We start from the raw sequence: 25826 nt of genomic DNA, 5'->3' as shown, positions 1-25826 counted from the left end.
GCTCGACCCCTGTGATCGGTGGTCCGGACCGGGCAGCAGGTCACTTGACCAATTGGCCGGCGTCGACCGGAATGGCCAGGCCCGTGATGTAGCGTGCCGCATCGGACGCCAGGAATGCGATGACCTCGGTGATGTCCTCGGGTTCGAGAACGTCGACGGGCATAGCCGGCATCTGACCGAACACCTTCAGTGCGTCCTGCTCGGTCGGCGATTCGACGTCGGGGCAGAAGAGATCGAACGTCGGTTGATTCATGATCATTCCGGTACGAACGGACCCGGGGCATACCGCGTTGACGCGGATGCTGTGCGGTGCCAGCTCGTTTGCCAGCGTCCGCATCAGACCGATCACGCCGTGCTTCGAAGACACGTACGGCGCGAGGTGCTCGTAGCCCTTCAGTCCCGCCGACGACGACGTCAGGGTGATCGACCCGCCCTTGCCGGCTTCGATCATCGAAGGAACGGCCGCCTTGACCGTGTTGAAGACACCCGTCAGATTGATGTCGAGGACGTCTTTCCAGTCCTTCTCCGGGATCTCCCAGGTCTTGAGGTAGTTCGAACCGATGCCGGCATTGGCGCAGATGATTCCGACAGGACCGAACTTCTCGATGCCTTCCTCGACGAGGGAGCGCACATCCTCGTAGTTGCGGACGTCGCCCTTCTTCGCCAGGATGCGCCCACCCCCTTCCTCGACGAGGCGAACCGTCTCGTCGAAGTCATCCTGCGTCGCCAGCGGGAAGAAGCAGCTGTCGATATCCTCGGCCACATCCAGGGCGAGAATGTCCGCGCCTTCGCGGGCAAGCCGAAGTGCATGGGATCGACCCTGCCCTCGAGCTGCCCCGGTGATCAGCGCAACCTTGCCGGTGAACATACCCATTTGTGTCAACTCCTACTCTGATGTGGGTGCTATTCGATTGTCGAAATGCCGGGCACTGCTCGGCATCAGATCGTCGGGTCGACAGGATCGACGTCCGGCTCCCATTGCGGGATGGTAACGCCGGATCGCTCTTCCCAACGCACCCGCATCGGCATTCCTGCTGACAGGGGCACTGCCGCGTCCAGTGTTCCGACGAGGCGCACCGTCGGGTGGTCGGTGAGCTGTACGAGGATCAGACTGTAGGGCGCCTCGAACGCCGGATCGACGGTGTGCTCGACCACGGTCCATGTGTGGAGCGTCGCGGTACCCGCCGCCTCGACCCACCGCACCGGCCCGTACTTCGTGCCCACCAGCGCAGGGGGGTGCATCGGTGTGCCGTCGTCGTGCAAGGCCACCAGTAGCTTTCGCTCAGCGCAGCCGGCCCAGAACGGTGCCGAGTCGGGGTCGTCGGCGGTCGGGATCGGCAACTGTTCGAGCTGCACCGCTTCCGATACTGATCTCACTCGTCCCTCCTCAGGATCAACGCGCTGGTGGGGGCCGGCGAACCTCCGGTGACCAGACAGGTGCTGGCGTTCGGGACCTGGCCGGTGGATTCACCACGCATCTGGCGCACGCCTTCGACCACATGATTCAGCCCGTGGATGTAGCCCTCCGAGAGATGCCCGCCGGACGTATTGATCGGAATCTGCCCACCGAGGTCGATTGCTCCGCTTGCCGCGAAGGGACCACCTTCGCCCTTCGCGCAGAATCCGTAGTCCTCGAGTTGGACGAGGGCAGTGATGGTGAAGCAGTCGTAGATCTGCGCGACATCGATATCGCTCGGTCCCAGCCCGGCGCGCGAGTACAACGTCCGCGCGGCCTGCACCGAGGGGAAGGTGGTGTACGCATCGCGGAACAGCGAAGGAAAAACCACGCCGCCTTTCGGTTCCGCACCGGTCGACATCGTCACGGCCCGGATCAGCACCGGGGGCCGGTGCCCGTCTCTGGCTCGATCGGTCGCGGTGACGACTACCGCACACGCCCCATCGGTTTCGAGACAGTAGTCGAACAACCTCAGCGGTTGCGAGATCATCCGCGAGTTCTGGTGGTCGTCCAGTGTCATCGTCCGGTGACCCAGCTGCGCCCGTGGGTTCGCGTTGGCCCGCTTCCTGATCGTGCTGGCGATGCTTCCCAACTGCGCGCTCGTGGTGCCGTACTCGATCATATGGCGCTGAGCCACCATCGCGTAGAGCTGACCGGCCGCAGCGAGGCCGTACGGAAGGAAGTATTCGTCGTACGTGCTGTTGCCTCCGACGACGTTCGGTCCGTCCAGCCCTCGCCGGGTCTGTCCGTAGCGGTCGGCACCCGATCTTCCGTTCAGCGCGCGATACACCAATACCGTTGTGGCTTGGCCACTCTCGATGGCCGCCACAGCCTGGGCGATCTGACCCGGCGCTGCCGAGCCTCCGGCGCCGTTGAGGCCCCAGTACGTGAGGTTCTCGATGCCGAGGGCGTTCGCCAACTCGTTGTGTGTCACCGTGTCGAAGTCGTTGCGGATCAGGCCGTCGATGTCGCCCGGGTGCAGGCCCGCGTCCTCGAGCGCGCGATGCGAGGCCTCCACAGCGAGCGCCAGGTCGCTCACACCGGACCGGCGAGTGTACGCCGTCTCACCGATCCCTATGATGGAGCATCTGTCGCGGTGTTCGGCATAGCTACGCACCACTGCCCACTCCCGTCTCTGCGGTTGCGGTATCGACGACGATCCCCGCACGCACGAGGCGGTCGACCTCGTCGTCTCCGATGCCCAGTTCCACGAGGATCTGCCTGGTGTGCTCGCCGAATACCGGTGCGCGTCCCAGTGGAGCGGCACCTTCGATGTCGATGAGCCTGCCGGCCATCTCCATCGTCCCCATCTCGGGATGGAAGAACGATTCGATCAGTCCACGATCCTTGAGGTCCTGGTCATCGAAGACAGCGACCGCCGGCGCATCGGGCAGACCTTCGGCAGGAACGCCGTGGGCATCGAGACGGACCGTCAGCGAACTTGTGGCTTCGGCTATAAAGACGGCCCCCAGCGTCTTCGCCAGTTCGGTCGCGCCACGCTTCCGGCCTTCCTCGTCGGCGAACTGCTCGATGTCGAGTTCGGGGATCGCCCGGACAAGTCGCTGCCAGTCCTCCTCGGAGGTGACCGCGAGGCAGATCCAGCCGTCGCTGGTGGGATAGATCCGCTCGAGCGGCGAGATCCCCCAGCTCTGCGAGTCGATGACCGGGCGATCACCGCGGTGAGCTCCGTCAGGAGTGACCCAGGCCATGGAGGCATTGAGCAGATGTGCGTACACGATCGAAGTGTCCACGTCCTGTCCCTCACCGGTGCGATCGCGGTGGTACAGGGCTTGGAGGACGCCGATCGCCGACAGCAGCCCGTTTCCGGTGTCTCCCAGCGACACGGAAGGCCAGATCGGTGTGCCGCCGTTGTCGGCTGCGCCGTCCACCCACTCGGTTCCGGCCAGTGCCGCCCCGGTTTGATCGTTGGCCGGCTTGGCCTCCCGCTCGCCGTGTTCGTAACCTCTGGTGTGGCAGTAGATCAGACTGGGGTTGATCTTGCGCAGGCTGTCCGAGTCGACTCCCAGCCGTCGGGCCGCGGATGCGCGCATGTTGTGGTGCACCACGTCCGCAGTCTCGACCAGCTTCCGGAAGAGCTCCTTACCGTCGGGCGCCTTCATGTCGATCACCACGCTGCGCTTGCCACGATTCGACATGTGGGAGTACTGGGTCCTCATCCAGGCCTCGTCCTGACGTGCACTCACCCGGATCACGTCGGCACCGAGCGACGCGAGCACCTGTGCACCGAACGGACCGGCGATGGCAAGTCCCAGATCCAGGACGCGCACACCCGCGAGAGGTGCGGACGGATCGCCCGGGGTTGTCCGCGGCGTGGGCCGGGCCTCCCGAGCCCCGCCGCGTGCCTGCTCGTCGTGGTCAGCACCGGAGCGGGTACCCGCACCGATGCCGGAGCAGCACCGCGAGAGGCGGACGACGTCACCGACCGCCCGGATAGGCCCGAACTCGTCGTCCTCGAATTCCCGCACACAACCGTCGGCCAGCAGCGACTCGTCTTGCAGAGCCTCCTCCGGGGATCGAACGATCTCGAACGGCACATTGGCGGTCTTCGCGGCCTTCTCCCATACGTCGGCCGGGAATTTCCTGGCCGCCGCTTCCATTTCGGGGTGGAAGTGCCCGAGCATCACCATGTCGTGGTAGTCCGTCGAGATCCGGAGCTCGGCATCCTTCGGCGACACTCCCGACTCGGGCACGACCAGTTCGTCTCCCTCGCTCACGCCCAGCATGAAACCGGGAAGTTGCACCCATTGCTGGATCCATCGGTCGTCGGAGCTCCGATAGAAGCCCTTGGGCGCTCGAGGGTCCGTGGTCCATCCCAGATAGCCTTCGGCGTAGGGGTTTTCGGACCGTTGCCACGCGATGCTTCCGGCGCAGAGGGCACCCTGCAAGAGGGAGGTCTCGACGTGCTGACCGCGCCCGGAGACCTCGCGTGCCCGCAACGCGGCGCTGATCCCGATCGTCGCGAGATACGCGGCGCCGTTGCTGGCCCACGGAATTCCCATGTACATGGGGCCCGGACGGTCCGGGCCCACGCCGGTCCCGGGACCCAGGTCCATGTCTGCCAGCGGGTCCTCCCAGCCGGACAGGGCGCCAATGGTTGTGCCCGGGATTCCGCGCGCCTCCCAGTGGAGGCCGGTACGGGCGGCGACCAGGGCGTCGATGGGCCGACGCCCCTGATGGTTCGCAGCGTCGCCGTATCCGGTGATCGAGCACCAGACCAGCCCGGGGTTACCGGTCGCGATGGCACCGAGGTCGACTTCTTCGGGGAGAGCTTCGACGGCATCGACGAGAACGTCCGCGGTGGCGACCAGATCATGAAGTGCGGCACGATCGGCTCGCCGCGAGAGATCGAGCTGCACGCGCTTTTTCCCGCGGTGCCAGACGCGATAACCCGAGAGTCCGTCGAACGGATCGTCGGGTAGCTCGATGCGTACGACCTCTGCTCCGGCGTCCGCCAACAGCATCGTGCTGAGCGCGCCGGCTATGCCTTGAGTCAGGTCGATGACGCGCAATCCCTCGTACACCGGGGGGGCATGCTCGACTATCTCTGTGAAATCCTGCACGTCGCCTCCTTGACTGGGCAGTCAATACGGCCTCAGGAGCACTGAATTGCTCATTAGCCAGCCCGAGAACCTCAGTAGTCTGTGTTGGCCGACACACTAGTTCCTCATGAGGGATTAAGCAACGATGGTGGCCGGCGGCAACGGCCTGGAGCATGTCTCTCATGGCGTGGATCGTGCGCACGGCGCGGTGCCTGGCAGGAGGAGATGCCTTCGCGGTAGGTGCCGGATGTGTCGAAGGAGTGTGTCGACCGTCGGCAGAACCAGGCGACCCGTGGCGAAGGCACCAGGACTGGTCCGCCGCACTCGAAGGATGAGGCGTATGCCTGGGCGGAGTAGGGCCCTGTTGGCATATATGGGGTGGGTCCATCCGGGTAGCCGGGGTCGACAGTCGGTCGCCTTCGAAACTGCCCATTCGACGACCTTTGCTCGATCGGGCCAGGCTCGCCGGCTCTCAGGCGGGGATGCTGCAGGCTGGGTCGGAGTCGCCGGCACGGCCACGTCCGGAATCGACCAACTGCACCCTTGACAACATCATCATGAGGAATATGGTGAGGGTGTCCCAAGTAGGAGACCATCGCGGTCTCCTCGGGTACTGACGGTGGGAGGGATCGGTATGGGCGTCCGTGAAGTCGCCGGGGTCGACCTGTTCGACGACTCCCTATTCGGCTGCAATGACAATAGGGAGGCGTGCCTGTGCGAAGCAGCCTGGGCATGCTGCGTGACCGCGCGCTTTCCGTATCGGAACTCCAAGCACAACGATCGACCGACCCAGGCAGTGGCTACCGGACTCGACCAGCGGCGGGGACAGCACGGGCGCATGGTCGCTCAGGCGCAGAGTACTACCGGGTCGGCACCCGGTCTCGCCATCGCCGGCGTCGGGCTCCGTTTTCTTCGGCCGGACGTCCGATTACACGGGATGCGAGCATGGCGCTATCGCCACGTGGACGACGCTGGTCAATTCGGGGATCGACCGGTCCAGCATCGAATTCTCCCTCGGAGGAGGTTGGTCCATCGGCGATACCGACACCCTGATCGCCGATCCCGTGCTGTCGATATCGGGCAGCGGGTACAAGGCAGCGGTCGGTTACGGCATCGTCTCCGGCACACTGAGCTCGCTGCGGCAACTCCGCTGGATACCTCGACTCACCGCAGCGTCGGAGTACGCCCGCGCCGCGTCGGGACGCCGACTGGCGGTAGGCACCGGGAGTGGAGGACCTTCGCCCGGCCCCAGTACGTCCCGGGTTCGAACGAAGACTTGCGCAACATCGTCGACAATCGGCTGCTCGACATCCCGTCCAAGCCCAGATCGGCAACACCCATGGCTCGACATCCCGAAGCAAATTCATCCGGCAGAGCATCGGGCGCGGCGTATACGTGCTCATAGCGGACCGAGTCGAATCCCCGAACAAGCAACGAGGAAGAACAATGACCGTCGAACGTAATGAGTTGAATGGCAAGGTTGCCCTGGTGACCGGCGGTAGCCGGGGATTGGGTAAGGAGATGTCCATCGCGCTGGCGCGCGATGGCGCCCACGTGATCATCGCCAGCCGCAATGAGGAATCATGTCGGGCTCTGGCCGCCGAAATCAGCCGGGACACCGGCTCGGAGGCGAAGGGGATCGGCGTTCACGTGGGCGACTGGAACTCGGTGACCGCATTGGCAGACAAGGCCTACGATGCCTTCGGTCGGGTCGACGTGCTGATCAACAATGCCGGGATCTCGCCGCTGTACCCGAGCCTCGATAAGGTTAGCGAAGGACTGTTCGACAAGATCTTCGACGTCAATATCAAGGGTCCGTTCCGGTTATCCGCGCTGATCGCGCCTCGGATGGTCGCAGACGGCGGCGGTTCGATCATCAATATCTCGAGCAATGCAGCCGAACGTCCGGCGCCGGAATACGTCCCGTACGGTGCGGCCAAGGCGGCACTGAACTCCCTGACCAAAGGCCTTGCTGCCACTTATGGCCCGAGTGTGCGTGTCAACACGATCATGTGCGGCGCCTTCTTCACCGACATGAGCAAGGGCTGGGACGCCAAGGCGTTCGAAGATCTGGCCTCCCAGTGGCCGCTCGCACGAGGCGGTGACCCGCGTGAGATCATCGGTGCGGTTCTGTATTTCGCCGGGGCTGCGTCGTCATATACGACCGGCGCCCTTCTTCCGATCGACGGCGGCCGGATGGCGATCGGATAGACCGTTCGAATGCTCGACGGTCGGCACTCCCGATCTCATACTTTGGGACGTCGGTTCCGCAGTCGATTCCTGAGTGGATCACCTGTAGCGCTTTCGTTTACGTCAACACCTGGTAGCGATTTGGCGTCCCGGCGGTCTTCGCCTGAAAGATCGGTGTGCGCGTGTAGCCCGGTGAACGAGTACGAGACCGGCGCCGACGTCCCACTCACACCTGAGGGAAGGTGTTGTCGCTCCAAGGTGCCGCCGGGGCTTGTACTGCGGCCAAGGACGCGCAGTGCGGCCCCGGCAGCCGAGGTGGTTCAGCGCCGAGACCGGCGCTGAACGCGATCTTGAAGCAGGTATCGGCCCTCTTCGCCACGGACTTGTGCGCCACAGGCGTCGGGTGATCGAAAGGCGGTGAGAGACCTTCTCCCGCAGGTCGTCTCAGCGGTCTGAGTGTAAAGGTGCGGGCGATTCCGAGCCGGGACGCCGGCCAAGGCCGGCGACCGGCCCCTGACGAAGGCGAGTCGCACCAGGACTGCCGGACGGTGCGGAATCGTCGGCGCACTGACCGTTCGAACGCGGAATCCGTTCGCTGCACCATGACGCGTGGCGGGCGGCACTGGCATCGCTGGATCGGTGCAACGATCCGGACGATCGGCGCCTGCGTCGTCCCTCACCACAGCGTCGGTCGAGCAACCCCGCCTCCGCACCTACCTCACCCCTCGCCCAGATCCCGGACGGTGCCCCGCCCCGGACGAGTCGGACTCGAACAGCGACCCCAGCCGCTGGAGCAGACCCCGGCGCGGTTTCCGGTCGACGTCCCGGACCGTGACGGTGCTACCGCCCTCGGCTGCGGTCTCGACAGTCACGACGTCGCCGGGGAACCGCAGGTGCCACCGGCCATGGTCGAGGGTCCGCGCCGTCGGCTGTTGTTTGCGCACGATGGCGTCGACGGTCGCCTGCACCGGATCCGGCGAGTGGTACACCGCGGTGTCCCCTCGCGTGCTGCGATGCTCGTAGATGTCGGCGATGCGGTCCCGGATCTCGCTGCCGCAGCCCACGAGCAGCAGCAACGACGCGAGCACCGGCACCACTCGCTTTGCGACGGACCTCCGGCCCGCGCGCACGATTCCCCCCCATGAAATCCCCCCGTATCGAATTGTTCCGCGGGGCACCCTACAGTCCGGAAGTGAGCCGCCTCGCGCGCGTGTCCGTTTCGTGTCTCGTACCACGAGGAAGCCGGGATGGATCCACATCTGACCACAGGTGTGCACAATTGAATGGCACCGCACAAACTGCACAACCCACGGAAGGTCTGGAATGAGTTCGACGGAGATCAGCGCCGACCCCCACGCCGGCACGCTGCGCAGCCCCCGCTTCTGGCTGGCGCCGGTCGTCGTGGTGACCGCCGTGATGGCGGCCCTGGCGGCCCTCTATATCGGCAGCATGATCAATCCGGCCGACAATCTGCACAAGTTCCCGGTCGCCATCGTGAACCAAGATGTCGGCGACGTGCTCCCCGGTTCGGATCAGCAGCGCAACCTGGGCGCCGAGATCACCGCCGCCATCGCCGACGGGGTCGATCCGGAGGAGATCGATCTGCAGCAGGTCGGGATCTCCGCGGCGACCTCGGGACTCGACTCGGGCCGGCTCTACGGGGCGATCGTGATTCCGAGCGACTTCACCAAACGCACGTCGATCCTCGCGCAGGGCAGCGTGATCCCCGGTGACATCGAGAAGCCGATCATCACCGTCTACACCAACCCGCGCACCGGCACCTTCGGCAAGGGCATCGTCGAGTCGATCGCCAACCGCGCCCTGACCACCGTGAACACGACCGTCGGGGAGCAACTCACCACCACGGTGACCGATACCCTCGCCACCAGTGCCCCGGATCTGCAGTTGTCCGGCGGAAGCCGGTTGGTGCTGGCGGATCCGATCGACGTCCGCTTCGTCGAGCACAAGCCACTGCCCGACGGCACGGGGCTGGGCCTGTCCGCGTTCTACTACACGCTGCTGCTCATCCTCGCGGGCTTCACCGGCGCCACCATCGTCAACTCGCTCGTCGACAGCGCCCTCGGCTTCGTCCCCACCGAGTACGGGCCCTGGTACGTCGACCGGAAGACGGCGCACCTGTCGCGGTTCCGGGTCCTGCTCGTGAAGTGGGCGATCATGGTGATCCTGGGACTGATCGTCTCCGCGCTCTACCTCTGGATCGCCACCCTGCTCGGCATGCCCGTGACCCGCGCCCTGCTGCTGTGGGAGTACGGCGCCCTCGCGATCACCGCCGTGGGTGTCACCTCGATCTCGGTGATGGCCGTGTTCGGTTCCGCGGGTCTGCTGGTGAATCTGTTGATCTTCATCATCCTGGGCCTGCCGTCGTCGGGGGGCACCGTGCCGCTCGAGGCCATGCCGCCGTTGTACTCGTGGCTGTCGACGTTCGAACCGATGCACCAGGTGTACATCGCGACCCGGGCCATCCTGTACTTCGACGGCAGCGGGCCGGCGGGTCTGACCCGGGGTGCCCTGATGACACTGCTCGGACTCGGCATCGGCCTCGTGCTGGGTGGGGTGGTGACCCGGATCTACGACGTGCGCGGATTCCACCGCCGCAGCGACGCCGAACCCGCACCCCTCCCCGCCTCGGTGTAACGGCGCGAAAGACAGGACCCCGCTGCTCCTCGAGGGCAGAGCAGCGGGGCCCCGGGTCTCGAACGTAGCGTTCCGATTCCGCCCGGCCCAGCCGCGCCGGGGTGAAACGAGGGATGAAATCGCCCGGGGTGCAGACTGGACGGGTGCGCACCGTACTGGTTCCCGACACCGCCGGCGGGCAGCCGCCCGGCGGATGGACCGTTCCGGTCGGCGCCGACGGACGCCCGATCGCCGCGGCCGAACACCACGACGACCTCGCGACGGCCGTGCGGACGCTCGAGGCGGCGGATCCGCCGCGGTGGATCTGGACCGGCACCGCGACCGTGTACCCCGCCCTGCTACGCGCCGGGGTCCGGGTGCGCCGATGCCACGACCTGGCGTCCACACGCGCGATCCTGAACGTACGCGCCGGGATTCCCGCACCACCGGAGCAACAACCGGTCGACGAGCGTCCCGGGCTGTTCGACGTCGCCCCCACCGTCGACCTCGAGACCGTGCTCGCCGAGTTCGAGCGGCAGCGCACCGAACTCGCCGGCAATGCTCGGCTCGAACTGCTCGTCGCCGCCGAATCGGCGGGCACGCTGGCCGCCGCGGAGATGGGTTTCGACGGGTTGCCGTTCTCCGCCGACGCCCACCGCCGGGTGCTCGAGCGCACCCTCGGTGCGCGTCCCGCCGACGATGGGCTGCCGCCCCGGATCGCGGAACTGAACGCACGGATCGGCGAGGTCTTCGGCCGTGCGCTGAATCCGGCCTCGCACACCGAAATTCTCGAGGCGTTCCGGCGCGAAGGCATCGACCTGTCGTCCACCCGCAAATGGGTGCTGCGTGAACTCGACCATCCGGCGGTGCCGCTGCTCTTGCAGCACCGGGATCTGTCGAAGCTGCACAGCACCAACGGCTGGCAGTGGCTCGACACCTGGGTGCGCGGCGGCCGGTTCCATCCGGTCTATGTACCCGGCGCCGTGGTGTCCGGGCGCTGGGCGAGCCGCGGCGGTGGGGCCCTGCAGATCCCGAAGGCGCTGCGGTCGAGCGTGATCGCCGAGCCCGGGCACGTCTTCGTGATCGCCGACGCCGGCCAGCTCGAACCGCGCATCCTGGCCGCGATGTCCGGCGACCCGCGGATGACGGCGGCGGCGGGCGGCGACGACCTGTACGCACCGGTGGCTGCGGCCGCGTTCGGCGGCGACCGGGCGAAGGCGAAGGTGGCCGTGCTCGGCGTGCTCTACGGTGCGACGGCCGGCGAGTCACGTGCGCTGCTCACCCTGCTGCGCAGGAGCTTTCCCGAGGCGGTGGAGTTCGTGGAACGCGCCGCACATGCCGGTGAGCGCGGTGAGGTGGTGCATTCGTGGCTCGGCCGCGCGTGCCCGCCGCCGGGTGCCGACTTCTTCGCACACGGTGACGCTCGGGCGCGGGGGCGGTTCACCCGCAACTTCGTCGTCCAGGCGACGGCCGCCGAATGGGCGCTGTGCGTGCTAGCCGATCTGCGCCTGCGCCTGGCAACCGACGACACCGGCGAACTCGTCTTCTTCCAGCACGACGAGATCGTGGTGCACACCCGCACCCCGGACGCCGCGACGACGCACCTGTCCGCCGCGGTGGAGTCGGCGACCCGACTGCTGTTCGGTGACACGAAAGTGCTTTTCCCCATGCATGTCTCGATCCGGGAACGCTACGGCGAGGACGAGCCGTAGGCGGCGTGCGTCCACAGGTGGAACGCGGCGTAGGCCCGCCACGGACTCCACTGCCGGGCCCGGGCCGTCGCCTCGCGGGCAGAACCCACGCCGAGGGCCCTGCGCAGCACCAGATCTCCGGCGGGGTACGCGTCACGGTCCCCGAGGACGCGGACGGCGAGGTAGTCCACGGTCCACGGCCCGATGCCGGGCAGCGCCGCCAGATCGGTACGGAACCGCACCGGTTCGGCCGGATCGAGCCCGTCGGCCGCGGCGCGAGCGAGCGCCAGCACGGTCCGCACCCGTGCCCGGGTGAGCCCCACCGCCCCCTGCACCTCGTCGGCATCCGCGGCGGCAAGCCGCTCGGGGGTCGGAAAACAGCGCATATCACCGGATCCCGGATCGCCGTAGCGGGCGACGAGCCGACCGGCGAACGTGGCGGCGGCGGCGACGCTGACCTGCTGGCCCAGCACGGTCTGCACGGCGGTGTCGAACCAGTCCGTTGTCCCGAGCACGCGCAGTCCCGGCCGGGCCGCCACCATCGGGGTGAGCTGCGGATCGGCGCCGAGCGCCGCGTCGATCACGGCAGGCTCGGCGTCGAGGTCGAGCCATCGCCGGACCGACTGCTCGACCTGGGGCAGGTCGCGGCGGTCCGCGTCGATCCGGACGGGCACGTGCTCGGCGTCGGGCCGGGGCCGGATCGCGACCACCGCCGGGCCGTGCCGGCCCCGCACCGACCGCACGTGCGTGCCGGTGGCCGCGTCGTGTCGTTCGAGACCGGCGACGGTGTGGCTGCGCAGGGCCGCCAGCATCGGGGCGGTGGCCAGCGGCGGCGTCACCGCCAACCGCAGGACGACGCTCACGCCGCGGCCTCGAGCCGCAACAGCGTGCGCTTGGCGTCCGCTCCGCCCACGTACCTGCCGAGGTCTCCGTCGCTGCGCACCACCCGGTGGCACGGCAGGACGACGGGCAACGGATTCCGCGCGCACGCCGTACCCACCGCCCGGACGGCACGGGGGCTGCCGGCCACGGCCGCCACCTCGGCGTAGCTGGCGGTACGGCCGTAGCCGATGCGCGGCAGGTGCGTGATGACCTCGCGGCGGAAGCCCCTGGCCAGGCGCAGGTCGAGCGGCAGGTCGAACGCGGTGCGGGCGCCGCGGAAGTACTCGTCGAGCTGGCGGGCGGCGGCGTCGAGCCGAGCGGGCGCGGCGAGGATGCGCGGGCTGATGTCGGCGGCGAGCCGGGCGAGGACCGCCTCGTGATCCTCGGCGGCGTAGGCGACCCGCACGAGGCCGGCGGGGGTGGCGGCGAGCAGCAGCGGCCCCACAGGGGTGTCGACGATCCGATAGGCGACGTCGAGCAGGTCGGCGGCCTCGGCGTCGAGGATCAGCCGCGCGTGCAGGCGCGTCAGGTCGGCAGCATCGACAGGCGACGATTCGAGCGTCATGACGGTTCCTCCGTCGGGTAGCGGCGGCGCAGCGCGGCCCGGCCGTCGGCGGCGGCGCGGCGCGCGGCGTCGGTGGAGTTGCCGAGGATCGCGGCGATCTCGGCGTAGGGCAGGCCGACGACGTGGTGGTAGACGACGGCGGCGCGCTGGGTGAACGGCAGCGCGGCCACCGCCGACCACAGGTCGTCGTCGGGCTCGGGCATCCCGGAGGCGAGGGGGCGTTCCGGCAGGGCGGCGACGGGCACCGGGGTCCGCGCCCGGGCGCGGTGGACGTCGACGGCCTTGCGGTGCGCGATCGTGACGAGCCACGCCTCGACGTTGCTGCCCGGACGCAGCGCCGGGTAGGCGCGCAGCGCGGCGAGGAACGTCTCGGACCACGCGTCGTCGGCGTCGACCGGACCGAGCAGCGCGCGGCACACCCGCAGGACGGTGGCACCGTGCTCGGCGACGACCCGCTCGAACGGCGGCAGCGGGTCAGGGGACGGCATGGGTCACCTGCGCCTCCCGGTCGAGCAGGTAGCGCTTGCGGGCGAGACCCCCGGCATATCCGGTGAGGCTGCCGTCGCGGCCGATCACGCGGTGACACGGCACGACGATGCTGACGGGGTTGCGGCCGTTCGCGGCGGCCACCGCACGCACCGCCGTGGGGTGCCCGACGGCGGCGGCCAGGTCCGTGTAGGTGCACACCGTGCCGTATGCGACGGTCCGCAGCGCCTGCCAGACGCGGAGCTGGAAGGCGGTGCCGTGCAGTGCCAGGGGCACGGTGAACTCGGTGCGCTGCCCGGCGAAGTACTCGGCGAGCTGCTCGGTGACCTCCTCGAAACCGGTCGCCGCGACGTCTCCTAAGGTGCGCGGGCCGGGCCGGTGCCAGTGTTCGGCGAGGTACAGGCCACTGAGTGCCCCGTCCGTCCGCACCAGGGTCAGCGGTCCGATCGGTGAGTCGACGACCGTGTGGGTTCGCGTCGCGTTCACGGGGTTGATCCTTCCATCCGGCGTATACGAGGTAGACGCATCGGCGGAGAGAAATGTGAGAAACGAGCGATCCGAGATGCAGTTCACTCGGGCGGGGATGGAATATCGGGGACAGGGGCGGTGTTGAAGAGTTCGGATCGGCACGCTCCGTGTCCCCCGGGCTCAGTTATTTTGCCTTTGCAGAGTTCCGTCCGGCTGGAGCTGCATTGCGCCTTTCGCCGTGAGGCGACCGGGCGTGCCGGTCCTTTTTCTTTCTTCCCGTCTCGGCGGGCGTGGCCCCGTCCCAGGGCCGGGCGAACCCGCGGTCGCGGCGTCGAGCCTCTCGGTCGACGCCGATATAGTCGTCATCACTCGTCGCGTGGCTTATCGATTCGGGACAGGAAGCGGCAGTTGAAGCCTCTCGCACGCTATGCCTCACTGAACAACTACGTCGAACTCGCCCACTCGCTGGGCCTGGACCCCGCCTCTCTCGTCAGGCGCGCCGGCCTGGACCCGGCCGGCCTGAGCCTGCAGGACCGCTGGGTGCCGGCAGCGACGATCGCCGAGTTGCTCGAACGCTCCGCCGCCGAGTCCGGCCGGGACGACTTCGGTCTCGCCCTCGCCGAGCGCCGGCGATTCTCCAACCTCGGCCCGCTGAGCCTGGTCATCCGGGAGGAGCCCGACGTCCGCAGCGCGCTGAAGGTCCTCATGCGGTACGAGCACATGTACAACGAAGCCCTGCGCATCCGATTGAACGAACACGGCGGTGTCGCAACCCTCCGGCTCACCCTCGACCTGGGGAAACCGGGAACCTTCCGCCAATCTGTCGAGCTCGCCGTCGGAGTTCTGCACCGATTGCTGCAAGGCTTCCTCGGGCCGGCCTGGCAGCCCGTCACCGTGTCGTTCACCCATCCCGCCCCGCGCAACATGCGCACGCATCTCCGGACCTTCGGACCCGTCGTGGAATTCGAGCAGGACTTCGACGGAATCACCCTCTATGCCAAAGACCTCGACGCCCCCAATGCGATGTCCGATCCGCTGTTGCGGCCCTACGCCCAGCAGCTCCTGGATTCGATGCATGCCCCTCGTGAGGCGACGACGCTCAATCGCGTCCGCGAGCTGATCGAACTCCTGCTTCCCACCGGTCGTTGCTCGATCGAGCAGGTCGCTCGCAGCCTGGGGGTGGACCGCAGGACGGTGCACCGCAGACTCGCCGACGACGGCTACACCTTCTCGTCGCTCCTGCATTCGGTCCGCGCCGAACTGGCCGGGCACATGGTCGGCAACCGGCGCTACTCCCTGACCGAGGTCTCCGAGCTGCTCGGATTCTCCTCGCCCGGCAACTTCTCGCGCTGGTTCCGGAAACGTTTCGGCTGCACCCCGAGTCGCTGGCGCGCCGGAGACTCGTCGTCGGAACAGATCCAGGCACGTCACATCGAAACGACCTGACGTGATGCCAAAGCTCGACCCGTCCGCTCGCGCCCGCGAGCCGACAGGCCGGGGGCGCCGGCATGAGCCCCCGCCCTCGCAATCGACCGCCCTCGCAATCGACACAGCGCCGACCATCCGCCGCAAAACGCGACATGCCCTGCACGGTTGGGGGGAGAATCCCACTCATGCACGCCACCGCCGGAACACGCGAGCGCCACGTCCGGCGGTGCGCCTTCGGTTCATACGCATCGTCCGCACCTCCGGTGCAGGACCCGAGAACGCGACGTCGGGTCGGAAAGGCGCCGAGCCGGCCCCGGGCTTGATCGCATCGGATTCCTGGTGGCAGGAGATACAGCTGTGGGATCGAAATCCGCACCCTCGAAATCGAAGAAGAAGGGCAAGGCTCACGGGGACGGGAAACGTGAGCCGCAGCATCGTGCCGATACCGGTGAATTGCACGCGCCGACCGTCGAGTTCACCCCACCGATGAAGAACAAGGAATACCGGCGCCTGCTCAGACCGCTCCACGCCGAGCTCGTCGCGGTGCAGGAATGGGTGAAAGCGTCGGGCGCGAAAGTCTGCATCGTGTTCGAGGGGCGTGACACCGCCGGGAAGGGCGGAGTCATCAAGGCGATCACCGAGCGGGTGAGCCCTCGGGTGTTCCGCGTGGTCGCGTTGCCCGCACCGACCGAGCGGGAGAAGACGCAGATGTATGTGCAGCGATATCTGCCGTATCTGCCGGCCGGTGGTGAGGTCGTGATCTTCGACCGCAGCTGGTACAACCGCGCCGGGGTGGAACGTGTGATGGGCTTTTGCACCGAGGAGGAGGCGCACCGCTTCCTCCAGCTCGTTCCGGCCGTCGAACGCGCGATGGTGGAGGCGGGTGTAATCCTGCTGAAGTACTGGCTCGAAGTGAGCGAGGAGCAACAGACCGCACGGCTGCAGAGCAGGATCGACGATCCGCGCAAGATCTGGAAGCTGTCGGACCTCGATCTGCAGTCGTACAGCCGGTGGTACGACTACTCACGGGCGCGGGACGAGATGTTCCGCTTCACCGACACCGGCTGGGCACCGTGGTATGTCGCCGACAACGACGACAAGAAGCGCGGGCGGCTCAATATCATCAACCATCTGCTGAGCAAGATCCCCTACGAGCCCCTGGAAGGTCGCGACATCACCCTCCCGGCGCGGCAGAGCCCCGACAACTACCAGGTGACGACGCAACCGCTGCACTGGATCCCCACTCCCTACTGACGTCCGCGCCGGGAAAGGACCGCCCGTCATGGCCTCGACAGAACGCACACCGGAACGGGCGGACTCCCCCGCGACTGGGCAAGCACCCACGACGTGGCACGCCCAGAGTGCCGACGTCGTGGTGTCCGCACTGGCCTCGGACACGCAGACCGGACTGACGAGCGACGAGGTGGGCGAGCGTCGCCGACGCTACGGGTCCAACAGCATCGTCTCCGAACCCGCACCGTCGGCACGGGTGCTCGCGCTGCTCCAGCTGAAGGATCTGATGAACCTGATGCTGGTCGCGGTGGCGGTCGTCAGCGTCGTCATTGGGGAGATTCCCACCGCCATCATCGTTGCCGTACTCGTCGGACTCAACGTGGTCCTGGGCACCCGGCAGGAGTTGAAGGCCCGCGCCAGCGTCGACGCACTGGCGAAGATGCAGACCCCGCAGGCGCGGGTGACCCGTGACGGGACACTGGTTCAGCTCGCCGCCACCGACCTGGTGCCGGGCGACGTCGTGCAGCTCGAGGCGGGCGACATCGTCCCTGCCGACGGCCGACTGCTCATCTCGGCCACCCTCGAGACGCAGGAGGCGGCACTGACGGGCGAGAGTGCCCCCGTCCCGAAGGATCCCCAGACCCTCGGCACCACCGACGTCCCCCTCGGCGACCGCAGCAACATGGTTTTCCAGAACACCTCGGTCACCCGCGGCACCGCCACCATGGTGGTCACCGAAACCGGCATGCACACCCAGATGGGCCGCATCGCCTCGATGCTCTCGGCCGTCGCGCCGAGCAAGTCGCCGCTGCAACGCGAACTGAATTCGCTCACCAAGTTGCTCGGCATCATCGCGTGGACCGCGGTCGCTCTCATCGTCGTCCTCGGAGTGATCCGCGGACAGAGCCTGACCACGGTCTTGCTGCTGGGCATCTCCATGGGGGTCTCCGCGATCCCGACCGGCCTGCCGACGTTCGTCCAGGCCATGCTCGCCTATGGCGCCCGCCAGCTGGCCGAGGCGAAGGCCGTCGTGAAGAACCTCACCGACGTCGAGACCCTCGGCGCCACCAGCGCGATCAATTCGGACAAGACCGGCACGCTGACCATGAACCAGATGACCGTGCGGTCACTGTACTTCCACTGCCGCTGGTACACCGTCGACGGCGAGGGGTACAGCAAATCGGGGCGCATCACCCACGTCGCAGGCGAGGCGCCCCCCGACTTCACCCTGCTCGCCTACGGGCTGTGCCTCGACAGCGACGCCACCGTCTCCGACACCGGACAGGTGGTCGGCGATCCCACCGAGGCCGCCCTGGTGGTGCTCGCCGCGAAGGTCGGCGTCGACGCCCCGCAGACCCGGCGGGCGTATCCCCGCGTCGCCGCCGTGCCGTTTGACTCCGCGTACAAGTTCATGGCGACGTTCCACCACCTACCGGTCGACGGCACCACCCGCTTCGTGGAACTGGTCAAGGGCGGACCGGACGTCGTTCTCGCGCGGTGCGCGAGCGCCTTCCGTCCCGGCCGGCAGGCGGTACCGATCGGCGACGTCCGGCAGGAACTGCTCGCGGCGAACCAGACCATGTCCGAGAAGGGCCTGCGCGTCCTGGCGTTCGCCGTACGCCTGCTCGACGGGCAGGAGCAGGCCGTGAACGCCGACCCCATGTCGTTCGTCGAGGACCTCACGTTCGTCGGTATGGTCGGCATCATCGATCCACTCCGGCCGGAGGCCATCGAGGCCGTGCGCACCGCCCACGAGGCCGGCATCGAAGTCCGAATGATCACCGGAGACCATGCGATCACGGCGTCGGCGATCGGTGCCGAGCTCGGCCTCGGGCCGGGCGCGATCGGCGGCGCCGAGCTGCAGGCCATGTCGGACGAGGAACTGACGGCAGCACTGCCGAACCTCCACGTCTTCGGTCGCGTCACCCCCCAGGACAAGCTCCGTCTCGCCGGCGTCATGCAGCAGAGCGGGGCAGTGGTGGCGATGACCGGCGACGCGGTCAACGACGCCGCGGCCCTGAAGAAGGCCGACATCGGAGTGGCCATGGGCTCGGGCAGCGAGGTCACCAAGCAAGCCGGCAAGATGGTGCTCACCGACGACAACTTCGGAACGCTGATCACCGCGATCCGGTTGGGCCGCAACATCTACGAAAAGATCGTCTCCTACATCCGCTACCAGATGTCGAAACTGTTCTCACTGGTTCTGCTGTTCCTCGTCGCGAGCATCTTCGACATCAACGACGGGGTGGCGCTGACCCCGCTGATGGTGCTGTTCCAGCACTTCTTCATCACCCTGTTCCCGGTCGCCGTCATCATGCTCGACCCGCCGCCGCCCGACCTGATGAACAAGCCACCCCGCGACCCCGAGATGCCGATCGCCAACCGGAAGGCATTCACACAGTGGCTGGCCTACGGCATCCTGCAGTTCGCCGTCACCCTCGCCGCGATGCTCCTCGCTCCGGGCGAGATGAGCACCACCGAAGCGAACGTCCCCATGACCACGGCGTTCGTGGTGCTGTCGTTCGGGTCCGTCCTCGCCGGACTCGTCATGCGGCGCGATCCGGAGTCCGGCCTACAGGCACCGATACTCGGGGCGCTGAAGATCCTGTCGATTCCCGTCGTGGTCACCGTATTCGCCGTCGAAATCGGCTTCCTCCAGGAACTTCTGATGACCACATCGCTGACCGGAGACCAATGGCTCGCCTGCCTCGGCTGGTCCCTGATCATCCCGATCGTCGTCGAAGCGGAGAAGGCGCTGCGCCGCCGCCGTCGACCGGTGCCGCCGGCACTGCTTCCCCCCGAGGTCGCAGTCGGCCCGCAACGAGCCGGTGCGCACTGACGCCGACTCCTACGGGCATCCCGGTTCGAGCGCGGCCCGAAGTTCGCGATATTCCTTGTGGGGTCAATACGAACGGAGGCACAATTCAGGCAGAGATTCACCTCCGAAAGGGGACCGTCATGTCCCAGCATGTGCGTGGTGAGCAGGAAACCATGTCCGTCAAACAGGGGATTGCAGCAGGAACGTCGATCGGGGCCGCAATCATCGTGGCCACCCTCGGCATCGTCCAGTTCTTCCAAGGCATCGCCGCAGTGGCCGAGGACGAGGTGTTCGTTCAAGGCCAGGAGTACACGTTCGCGTTCGACCTCACCACGTGGGGCTGGATCCACATCGTGCTCGGTGTGGTCATGGTGGTGGTCGGCATCGCTTTGATCACCGGTGCGACGTGGGCGCGGGTGGCTGCGATCGTCCTCGCCGCCTTGTCGATCCTGGCGAACTTCATGTGGCTGCCGTACTACCCGTGGTGGTCGGTGCTCATTATCGCTCTCGACGTGGTGGTGATCTGGGCCGTCTCTACCTGGAATCCCCGAGCCGACTACTACCAGGGCTGATCGGCGGTCCCTCGCAGAACCCGAGTGCAGGACCGGACCGTGAGCGCGCCGCCGGACGCCGGCGGCAGCGGGGTGCCGGCCGACCGCCGGTGGTGAGCGCGCACCCGCCCCTCAGCCACACCCCTCGTGCTGCGGCCTCTCGACGTCGTGGTGACAGATTTCCACTCCCGCGGGGCATGGCCATCGGCCTGTTGCGCCCCCCGATCGCGGTCTGACGCAACGCCCCGCCACCCGAGATCCTTCACATCGGCGCCTCCGGGACGCGCTATCCCGCATCGGATTCGCGACCCACGCCGCCCCGGGGCCGATCAACGGGCCGGATACCCCGCCTCTGCACTATGTCCCCAAATGAACAGTTCTACGTCCCGCAGGGATAAGCACCCGGGCACGCCTTCCACTACTGTTAGGTCCATCACACAGAGCCGGCTGGGGAGAGGGAAGGTCGGTCGCGGCCGCGACATCGCCCACCTCATCCCGCCGGAACACCGACAGCTGCCGAGCACGGCAACGTGCCCTCGACAGCCCGGATCCCGCACAGCGGGAAGCAATTACATCCCGAGAAACATCCAGGTGCCGAAGCCTGCCCGGTGGACCGGGCCGGCAGGCGCGACAAGGAGGAGACTGTGGCAAAAGCCGTCCGCTTCTACGAGACCGGTGGCCCCGAGGTCCTGCGCTGGGAAGCCGTCGAGGTCGGCGAGCCCGGCCCGGGCGAGGTCCGGATCCGGCATGAGGCCGTCGGTCTCAACTTCGCCGACACGTACTTCCGCACCGGCCTGTACCCCGCCCCGCTGCCGGCCGGCATGGGCGTGGAAGCCGCCGGCGTCGTCGAGGCCGTCGGACCGGGCGTGTCGCACGTGCGGGAAGGAGATCGGGTGACCTACACCGGCAGCCCGCTCGGCGCCTACAGCACCGAACGCGTGATGCCCGCCGAACACCTGATCCCGCTGCCCGATGCCATCGGGTTCGACACGGCCGCGGCGATGACCATGCGCGGCTTGACCACCGCTTACCTGCTGCGCCGGATCCACCCGCTGAAGGCCGGCGACACGGTACTGCTGCACGCCGCGGCCGGAGGCGTGGGTCTGATCTTCACTCAGTGGGCGAAGTTGTTGGGCATCAACGTGATCGGAACGGTCTCGAACGAGGAGAAGGCCGAGACCGCGCGCGCCCACGGGTGCGATCACGTCGTGATCTACACGCAGGAGGACGTCGCGCAGCGAGTGCGGGAACTGACGGACGGCGCCGGCGTTCCCGTGGTGTACGACAGCATCGGCAGGACGACGTACTCGACCTCCCTCGATTCGCTGGCGCGCCGCGGCCTGCTGGTGTGCTTCGGCACCGCGTCCGGACCGATCCCGCCGATCGATGCGATGCAGCTCGCGGTCAAGGGCTCGCTGTTCGTGACCCGTCCGGCGCTCGCGGACTACATCGCCGACCCGGCCGAGCGCACCGAACTCGCCGCAGAGCTGTTCACCCACGTCGCAACCGGGAAGATCACGATCGAGATCAACCAGCGGTATGCACTCGAGGACGCGGTCCGCGCCCACCACGATCTCGAAGCCGGTCGCAGCATCGGCTCGTCGGTCTTCACCCTCTGACCCCGGCTGGGCGGGATGTTGCTCCGGACACCACCGCCACCCCCACCACCCACGAAGGATCTGTCATGACTACCACCACCCGGCCGTCGGAGACGACCCCGACCACCACGCGGGCGTTCCGCGTCGAACCGCTCACCTGCACCATCGGCGCCGAACTGTTCGACGTCGACCTCGGGGAGGTTTCGCGTGACCACGCGCTGTTCGAGCAGCTGCACGCACTCCTGCTCGAATACAAGGTGCTCTTCTTCCGCGATCAGGACATCACCCGCGCCGAGCACGTGGCGCTGGCCGAGCGGTTCGGTCCGCTCGAGGATCACCCGATGGTCGGCAGCGACCCCGACAACCCTGGCCTGGTGCGGATCTACAAGGACCTCGACAGCGCGCCCGAGCACTACGAGAACGCCTACCACTGCGACGCCACGTGGCGGCAGAACCCGCCCATGGGGTGTGTGCTGCGGTGCGTGGAGACGCCGCCGGTCGGCGGCGACACCATCTGGGTGAACATGGCCGAGGCGTACCGACGGCTGCCCGTGCCGGTGAAGGAACAGGTCGCCGGACTGCGGGCCCGGCACAGCATCGAGGCCAGCTTCGGTGCCGCCCTGCCGATGGAACAGCGCCATCAGCTGCATGCGCGGTTCCCCGACGCCGAGCACCCGGTGGTGCGCACCCACCCCGAGACCGGCGAGAAGATCCTGTTCGTCAACGCCTTTGCCACGCACTTGGTCAACTACCACACCCCCGACAACGTCCGCTTCGGGATCGACTACGCCCCCGGCGCCGGCAACCTGCTGCAGTACCTGATCAGCCAGGCCGCGATCCCGGAATACCAGGTGCGGTGGCGCTGGACCCGCAACAGCGTCGCCATCTGGGACAACCGATCCACACAACACTATGCGGTGCAGGACTATTGGCCCGCCGTGCGCAAGATGGAACGCGCCGGCATCGTCGGCGACCGCCCCTTCTGACCCATCCCCCTTCCCAGTCACCCTCACCAACCACACAACAACTCTGATCGGAGCACCACCATGCACTTCCACGACGACGCCCTGTTCCCGGAGAACCAGGAGAAGCTGGTCATCACCGTCGCCCCCTACGGCCCGGAATGGGACATCGACGACTTCGCCGAGGACCTGCCGCTGACCATGGACGAGCACGTGCAGAAGGCGGTGGACTGCTACGACGCCGGCGCCACCGTGCTGCACATCCACGTGCGCGAACTCGACGGCAAGGGCTCCAAGCGGCTCTCGAAGTTCAACGAACTGCTCGGCCGGCTGCGCGAGGCGGTGCCCGAGATGATCCTGCAGGTCGGCGGGTCGATCTCGTTCGCCCCCGAAGGCGAGGGCGCGGACGCCAAGTGGCTCTCCGACGACACCCGCCACCTGCTCGCCGAACTCGACCCCAAACCCGACCAGGTCACCATCGCGATCAACACCAACCAGATGAACATCGTCGAGCTGATGACCGCCGACGACATCGCCGGCACCTCCTTCCAGCGCCCCGAGGTCTACGACGCCTACCGCGAGATGACCGTCCCGGCCGGGCCGGGCTGGGTCGAGGAGCACCTGCGCCGGCTGCAGGCCAACGGCATCCAGCCGCACTTCCAGCTCGCCAACATCGCCCAGCTCGAGACCGTCGAACGGCTCATCCGTCGCGGCGTCTACACCGGCCCGCTGATGGTGACCTGGGTCGGCATCGGCGGCGGCTTCGACGGCCCCAACCCGTACAACCTGATGGAGTTCGTCCGCCGCACCCCCGACGGCGCGGTGCTCACCCTGGAAACCCTGATGCGCAGCGTGCTGCCGGTCAACACCATGGCCATCGCGATGGGCCTGCACGCCCGCTGCGGCACCGAGGACACCCTGTGGGGCCGCAAGGGCGAGAAGATGACCTCCGTGGCGCAGGTCGAACAACTCGTCCGCATCGCCGGCGAGCTCGGCCGCGAGGTCGCCACCGGCAAGGAGGCCCGCGAGATCTACAAGCTCGACGAGCACTACACCAGCGCCGACGAGACCCTCGCCAAGATCGGCTTCGCACCCAACCGCCGCCCCGGCCAGCGCGGCTTCACCCAGCACGCCTGAGCCAGGCGCACCGGACACCTCCCCGGAGGGGGCACGCACACAGCACCGTGCGTGCCCCGGCCGTGGGTGCCACCTCTCCCGTGGCGGTGCCACGGGAGAGGCCCACGCCGTCTCGTTCTGTCCTCCTCGCCGTCGTTCCTCCGCATTCACCGCCACCCTCGCCCACAGGAGTTCCCATGGGACTGCCCACCTCCTCCGTGGAGAATCCGACCGGCAACCCGGACGCCGGTCCCCGCACCACCTCCCGCACGCGCTCACGGACGTACCCGTGGATCGTCTTCGCCCTGACCTTCGGGCTGTTGCTCTCGGACTACATGTCCCGGCAGGTCCTCAGCGCCGTCTTCCCGTTCCTGAAAACCGAATGGGCGCTCTCGGATTCACAGCTCGCCTCCCTCACCAGCATCGTCGCCCTCATGGTCGGCCTGCTCACCCTGCCGCTGTCGCTGCTCGCGGACCGGTGGGGCCGGGTCAAGAGCCTCGTGCTCATGGCCGTGTTGTGGAGCGCGGCCACCCTGCTCTGTGCGGTCGCCTCCAGCTTCGAGCAGATGCTCGGTGCCAGATTCCTCGTCGGCGTCGGCGAAGCCGCCTACGGCAGCGTGGGAATCGCGGTGGTGCTGAGTGTATTCGCACCGCGGGTACACGCCTCACTCAGCGGCGCCTTCATGGCCGGCGGATCGTTCGGCTCGGTGATCGGCGTCGCGCTCGGCGGAGTGATCGCCGTGCACCTGAGCTGGCGATGGTCGTTCGCGGCCATGGCGGTCTTCGGCCTGATCCTGGTTGCGCTGTTCCGGACGCTCGTCACCGAACGCAAGCTCGCCGAGAACGCCGCCGACGAACACCCGGGGCAGACCCCAACCCCACCCGACGGCTTTCGCGCCCCGGTGTCGAGCCTGTTCACCAATCCGGCAGTGCTGTTCGCCTACATCGGTGGCGGACTGCAGATATTCACCGCCGCAGTGCTGCTGTCGTGGACGCCGAGTTACTTCAACCGGTACTACGGCCTCGCCCCGGACAAGGCCGGAGCCGCCGCCTCGATCGTCGTACTTCTCGTCGGCAGTGGCATGGTCGTCTGCGGCATCATCACCGACCGCCTCGGCCGCCACGACATCACCCGCAAGTGGACCGCTGCCGTCGTCTTCTGCATCATCGCGCTGGTGTGCCTGCTTACCGCCTTCCGGCTCGAGGCCGGCCCCGCCCAGCTTGTGCTCATCGGAATCGGTGCCTTCTTCTCCGCCGGCTCCTCGGGTCCGACCGCAGCGATGGTCGCGAACCTGACCCACACGTCGGTCCGCGCGTCCGCGATGGGCACGCTCACCGTCGCCAACAACCTGCTCGGTCTCGCCCTCGGCCCATTCGTCGTCGGCGTCCTCGCCGATCGGCTCGGCTTGCGAGAGGCGCTGCAGCTGTCTCCCCTGGTCTACCTCGCCGCCATCGCCGCACTGCTGGCCGGCAAGCGCCTCCATCCTGCGGGACTGCGCAAACTCCTCGCACTGACCACTCCTCCCGCCCGTTGAAACCGACGACCCTGCTTCCCAGTCACTTCCGAATGATCCACCGGAGCCGATCTTGAACATCCCCACCTCTCCGACCGTAGTGATAGTGCCGGGTCTGCGAGACCACGTCGCGGACCATTGGCAGACCCTGCTCGCCGGACGCCTCGACAATGCGCGCACCGTGCCCCCGCTCGAGCACGACAAGCTCGACCGTGCCGCCCGGGTCGCCGCTCTCGACACCGTCCTGAACGACGTCTCCGGCCCGGTCGTGCTCGTCGCCCACAGCGCCGGAGTCATGACCACAGTCCACTGGGCACAGAACCCCACCCGGCCGATCCAGGGCGCCCTGCTGGCGACCCCGGCGGACCTGGAGCTGCCGCTGCCCTCCGGCTATCCCTCCGGCGAAGACCTCGACCGCGGCGGCTGGAACCCCATCCCTCGCCGGAGGCTGCCGTTCCCGAGTGTCGTCGCGGCAAGCCGCAACGATCCACTCGCCTGCTACCGCCGTGTGACCGGCATGGCCGAGCTCTGGGGCAGCCGGCTGGTCGACCTCGGCAACGTCGGGCACCTGAATCCAGCCGCCGGCTACGGATATTGGCCCCGCGCCGAGGAACTACTACAGGAACTGATCGAGCACACCGCAGCGTCCGCCGCAGCGCGGTGTTGATTCCGGG

The 25826-nt window shown here is 67.6% G+C and carries 21 protein-coding genes; 12 read left to right on the top strand and 9 right to left on the bottom strand.

Annotation, left to right across the window (positions count from 1 at the left end):
- Positions 1 to 40: 40 nt before the first annotated feature.
- The 4 genes from ACWPOB_RS22770 to ACWPOB_RS22755 form a co-directional block, all read right to left on the bottom strand.
- Positions 41 to 874: a mycofactocin-coupled SDR family oxidoreductase gene (locus ACWPOB_RS22770; RefSeq protein WP_455402208.1), complete on the bottom strand. Its 834-nt coding sequence runs from the start codon at positions 872 to 874 to the stop codon at positions 41 to 43.
- Between the two features lie 65 nt (positions 875 to 939).
- The gene (locus tag ACWPOB_RS22765; RefSeq protein WP_455402207.1) at positions 940 to 1377 is read right to left on the bottom strand and encodes a Zn-ribbon domain-containing OB-fold protein; all 438 of its coding nucleotides are present in this window, start codon (positions 1375 to 1377) and stop codon (positions 940 to 942) included.
- On the bottom strand, positions 1374 to 2495 hold the full coding sequence (locus ACWPOB_RS22760) for a thiolase C-terminal domain-containing protein (RefSeq protein ID WP_455402206.1): 1122 nt from the start codon (positions 2493 to 2495) through the stop codon (positions 1374 to 1376). Before ACWPOB_RS22760 ends, ACWPOB_RS22765 begins: the two co-directional genes overlap by 4 nt.
- A 70-nt stretch (positions 2496 to 2565) precedes the next feature.
- Positions 2566 to 5037 (bottom strand): CoA transferase, encoded by a 2472-nt coding sequence (locus ACWPOB_RS22755; RefSeq protein ID WP_455402205.1) that lies wholly within the window; start codon positions 5035 to 5037, stop codon positions 2566 to 2568.
- A 1425-nt stretch (positions 5038 to 6462) separates the two neighbouring features.
- Between ACWPOB_RS22755 and ACWPOB_RS22750 the strand changes: the two genes are divergently transcribed.
- On the top strand, positions 6463 to 7227 hold the full coding sequence (locus ACWPOB_RS22750) for an SDR family NAD(P)-dependent oxidoreductase (protein WP_455402204.1): 765 nt from the start codon (positions 6463 to 6465) through the stop codon (positions 7225 to 7227).
- A gap of 692 nt (positions 7228 to 7919) precedes the next feature.
- Here the strand turns inward: ACWPOB_RS22750 and ACWPOB_RS22745 are convergent.
- Positions 7920 to 8294, bottom strand: coding sequence for a DUF4247 domain-containing protein (locus tag ACWPOB_RS22745; RefSeq protein WP_455402203.1), 375 nt, complete (start codon positions 8292 to 8294; stop codon positions 7920 to 7922).
- 235 nt (positions 8295 to 8529) lie between these two features.
- Between ACWPOB_RS22745 and ACWPOB_RS22740 the strand changes: the two genes are divergently transcribed.
- Both ACWPOB_RS22740 and ACWPOB_RS22735 read left to right on the top strand, forming a co-directional pair.
- The gene (locus ACWPOB_RS22740; RefSeq protein ID WP_100055274.1) at positions 8530 to 9861 is read left to right on the top strand and encodes a YhgE/Pip domain-containing protein; all 1332 of its coding nucleotides are present in this window, start codon (positions 8530 to 8532) and stop codon (positions 9859 to 9861) included.
- 113 nt (positions 9862 to 9974) lie between these two features.
- Positions 9975 to 11552: a bifunctional 3'-5' exonuclease/DNA polymerase gene (locus ACWPOB_RS22735; RefSeq protein ID WP_455402202.1), complete on the top strand. Its 1578-nt coding sequence runs from the start codon at positions 9975 to 9977 to the stop codon at positions 11550 to 11552.
- On the opposite strand, the gene ACWPOB_RS22730 is transcribed toward ACWPOB_RS22735, so the two are convergent.
- Genes ACWPOB_RS22730 through ACWPOB_RS22715 form a run of 4 tightly spaced genes read right to left on the bottom strand, consistent with a single transcriptional unit; the run spans position 11531 to position 13950 of the window.
- Entirely contained in the window at positions 11531 to 12394 is an 864-nt protein-coding gene (locus tag ACWPOB_RS22730; protein WP_455402201.1) for a DNA-3-methyladenine glycosylase family protein, read from the bottom strand. The genes ACWPOB_RS22735 and ACWPOB_RS22730 overlap by 22 nt on opposite strands.
- Positions 12391 to 12978 carry a methylated-DNA--[protein]-cysteine S-methyltransferase gene (locus ACWPOB_RS22725; RefSeq protein ID WP_100059291.1) on the bottom strand — a complete coding sequence of 196 codons (588 nt, stop codon included), beginning with the start codon at positions 12976 to 12978 and terminating at the stop codon, positions 12391 to 12393. The genes ACWPOB_RS22730 and ACWPOB_RS22725 overlap by 4 nt, the downstream gene beginning before the upstream one ends.
- A complete protein-coding gene (locus ACWPOB_RS22720; protein WP_006939896.1) occupies positions 12975 to 13466 on the bottom strand; it encodes an RNA polymerase sigma factor in 492 nt (163 codons plus the stop codon). Before ACWPOB_RS22720 ends, ACWPOB_RS22725 begins: the two co-directional genes overlap by 4 nt.
- The gene (locus tag ACWPOB_RS22715; protein ID WP_455402200.1) at positions 13453 to 13950 is read right to left on the bottom strand and encodes a methylated-DNA--[protein]-cysteine S-methyltransferase; all 498 of its coding nucleotides are present in this window, start codon (positions 13948 to 13950) and stop codon (positions 13453 to 13455) included. The genes ACWPOB_RS22720 and ACWPOB_RS22715 overlap by 14 nt, the downstream gene beginning before the upstream one ends.
- Before the next feature lie 390 nt (positions 13951 to 14340).
- On the opposite strand from ACWPOB_RS22715, the gene ACWPOB_RS22710 reads away from it, so the two are divergent.
- The 9 genes from ACWPOB_RS22710 (at position 14341) to ACWPOB_RS22670 (ending at position 25819) form a co-directional block, all read left to right on the top strand.
- The gene (locus ACWPOB_RS22710) at positions 14341 to 15378 is read left to right on the top strand and encodes an AraC family transcriptional regulator (RefSeq protein WP_455402199.1); all 1038 of its coding nucleotides are present in this window, start codon (positions 14341 to 14343) and stop codon (positions 15376 to 15378) included.
- Positions 15379 to 15717: 339 nt separating this feature from the next.
- Positions 15718 to 16614, top strand: a complete 897-nt coding sequence (gene ppk2, locus ACWPOB_RS22705; protein ID WP_455402226.1) for a polyphosphate kinase 2 — start codon at positions 15718 to 15720, stop codon at positions 16612 to 16614.
- A 28-nt stretch (positions 16615 to 16642) separates the two neighbouring features.
- Positions 16643 to 19432 carry a cation-translocating P-type ATPase gene (locus tag ACWPOB_RS22700; RefSeq protein WP_455402198.1) on the top strand — a complete coding sequence of 930 codons (2790 nt, stop codon included), beginning with the start codon at positions 16643 to 16645 and terminating at the stop codon, positions 19430 to 19432.
- Between the two features lie 119 nt (positions 19433 to 19551).
- Entirely contained in the window at positions 19552 to 19983 is a 432-nt protein-coding gene (locus ACWPOB_RS22695; RefSeq protein WP_100057323.1) for a DUF7144 family membrane protein, read from the top strand.
- 623 nt (positions 19984 to 20606) lie between these two features.
- Complete coding sequence (locus tag ACWPOB_RS22690) at positions 20607 to 21581, top strand: quinone oxidoreductase family protein (protein WP_455402197.1); 975 nt, start codon at positions 20607 to 20609, stop codon at positions 21579 to 21581.
- 65 nt (positions 21582 to 21646) lie between these two features.
- Complete coding sequence (locus tag ACWPOB_RS22685) at positions 21647 to 22546, top strand: TauD/TfdA dioxygenase family protein (RefSeq protein WP_455402196.1); 900 nt, start codon at positions 21647 to 21649, stop codon at positions 22544 to 22546.
- Between the two features lie 60 nt (positions 22547 to 22606).
- Positions 22607 to 23659, top strand: a complete 1053-nt coding sequence (locus ACWPOB_RS22680; protein WP_455402195.1) for a 3-keto-5-aminohexanoate cleavage protein — start codon at positions 22607 to 22609, stop codon at positions 23657 to 23659.
- Between the two features lie 176 nt (positions 23660 to 23835).
- Positions 23836 to 25173 (top strand): MFS transporter, encoded by a 1338-nt coding sequence (locus tag ACWPOB_RS22675; RefSeq protein WP_455402194.1) that lies wholly within the window; start codon positions 23836 to 23838, stop codon positions 25171 to 25173.
- A 52-nt stretch (positions 25174 to 25225) separates the two neighbouring features.
- Positions 25226 to 25819, top strand: coding sequence for an RBBP9/YdeN family alpha/beta hydrolase (locus tag ACWPOB_RS22670; protein ID WP_100055414.1), 594 nt, complete (start codon positions 25226 to 25228; stop codon positions 25817 to 25819).
- Positions 25820 to 25826: the final 7 nt, after the last annotated feature.

Source organism: Rhodococcus sp. 2H158 (assembly GCF_053764755.1).
This window is presented reverse-complemented; position numbering and strand designations above follow the sequence as displayed.

Bases quoted from the DNA above. Each gene is read 5' to 3' on its own strand.
- ACWPOB_RS22685 (WP_455402196.1), top strand. From the start codon at position 21,647: ATGACTACCACCACCCGGCCGTCGGAGACGACCCCGACCACCACGCGG.
- ACWPOB_RS22750 (WP_455402204.1), top strand. From the start codon at position 6,463: ATGACCGTCGAACGTAATGAGTTGAATGGCAAGGTTGCCCTGGTGACC.
- ACWPOB_RS22680 (WP_455402195.1), top strand. From the start codon at position 22,607: ATGCACTTCCACGACGACGCCCTGTTCCCGGAGAACCAGGAGAAGCTG.
- ACWPOB_RS22725 (WP_100059291.1), bottom strand. From the start codon at position 12,978: ATGACGCTCGAATCGTCGCCTGTCGATGCTGCCGACCTGACGCGCCTG.
- ACWPOB_RS22770 (WP_455402208.1), bottom strand. From the start codon at position 874: ATGGGTATGTTCACCGGCAAGGTTGCGCTGATCACCGGGGCAGCTCGA.
- ACWPOB_RS22735 (WP_455402202.1), top strand. From the start codon at position 9,975: ATGAAATCGCCCGGGGTGCAGACTGGACGGGTGCGCACCGTACTGGTT.
- ACWPOB_RS22700 (WP_455402198.1), top strand. From the start codon at position 16,643: ATGGCCTCGACAGAACGCACACCGGAACGGGCGGACTCCCCCGCGACT.
- ACWPOB_RS22720 (WP_006939896.1), bottom strand. From the start codon at position 13,466: ATGCCGTCCCCTGACCCGCTGCCGCCGTTCGAGCGGGTCGTCGCCGAG.
- ACWPOB_RS22695 (WP_100057323.1), top strand. From the start codon at position 19,552: ATGTCCCAGCATGTGCGTGGTGAGCAGGAAACCATGTCCGTCAAACAG.
- ACWPOB_RS22675 (WP_455402194.1), top strand. From the start codon at position 23,836: ATGGGACTGCCCACCTCCTCCGTGGAGAATCCGACCGGCAACCCGGAC.
- ACWPOB_RS22740 (WP_100055274.1), top strand. From the start codon at position 8,530: ATGAGTTCGACGGAGATCAGCGCCGACCCCCACGCCGGCACGCTGCGC.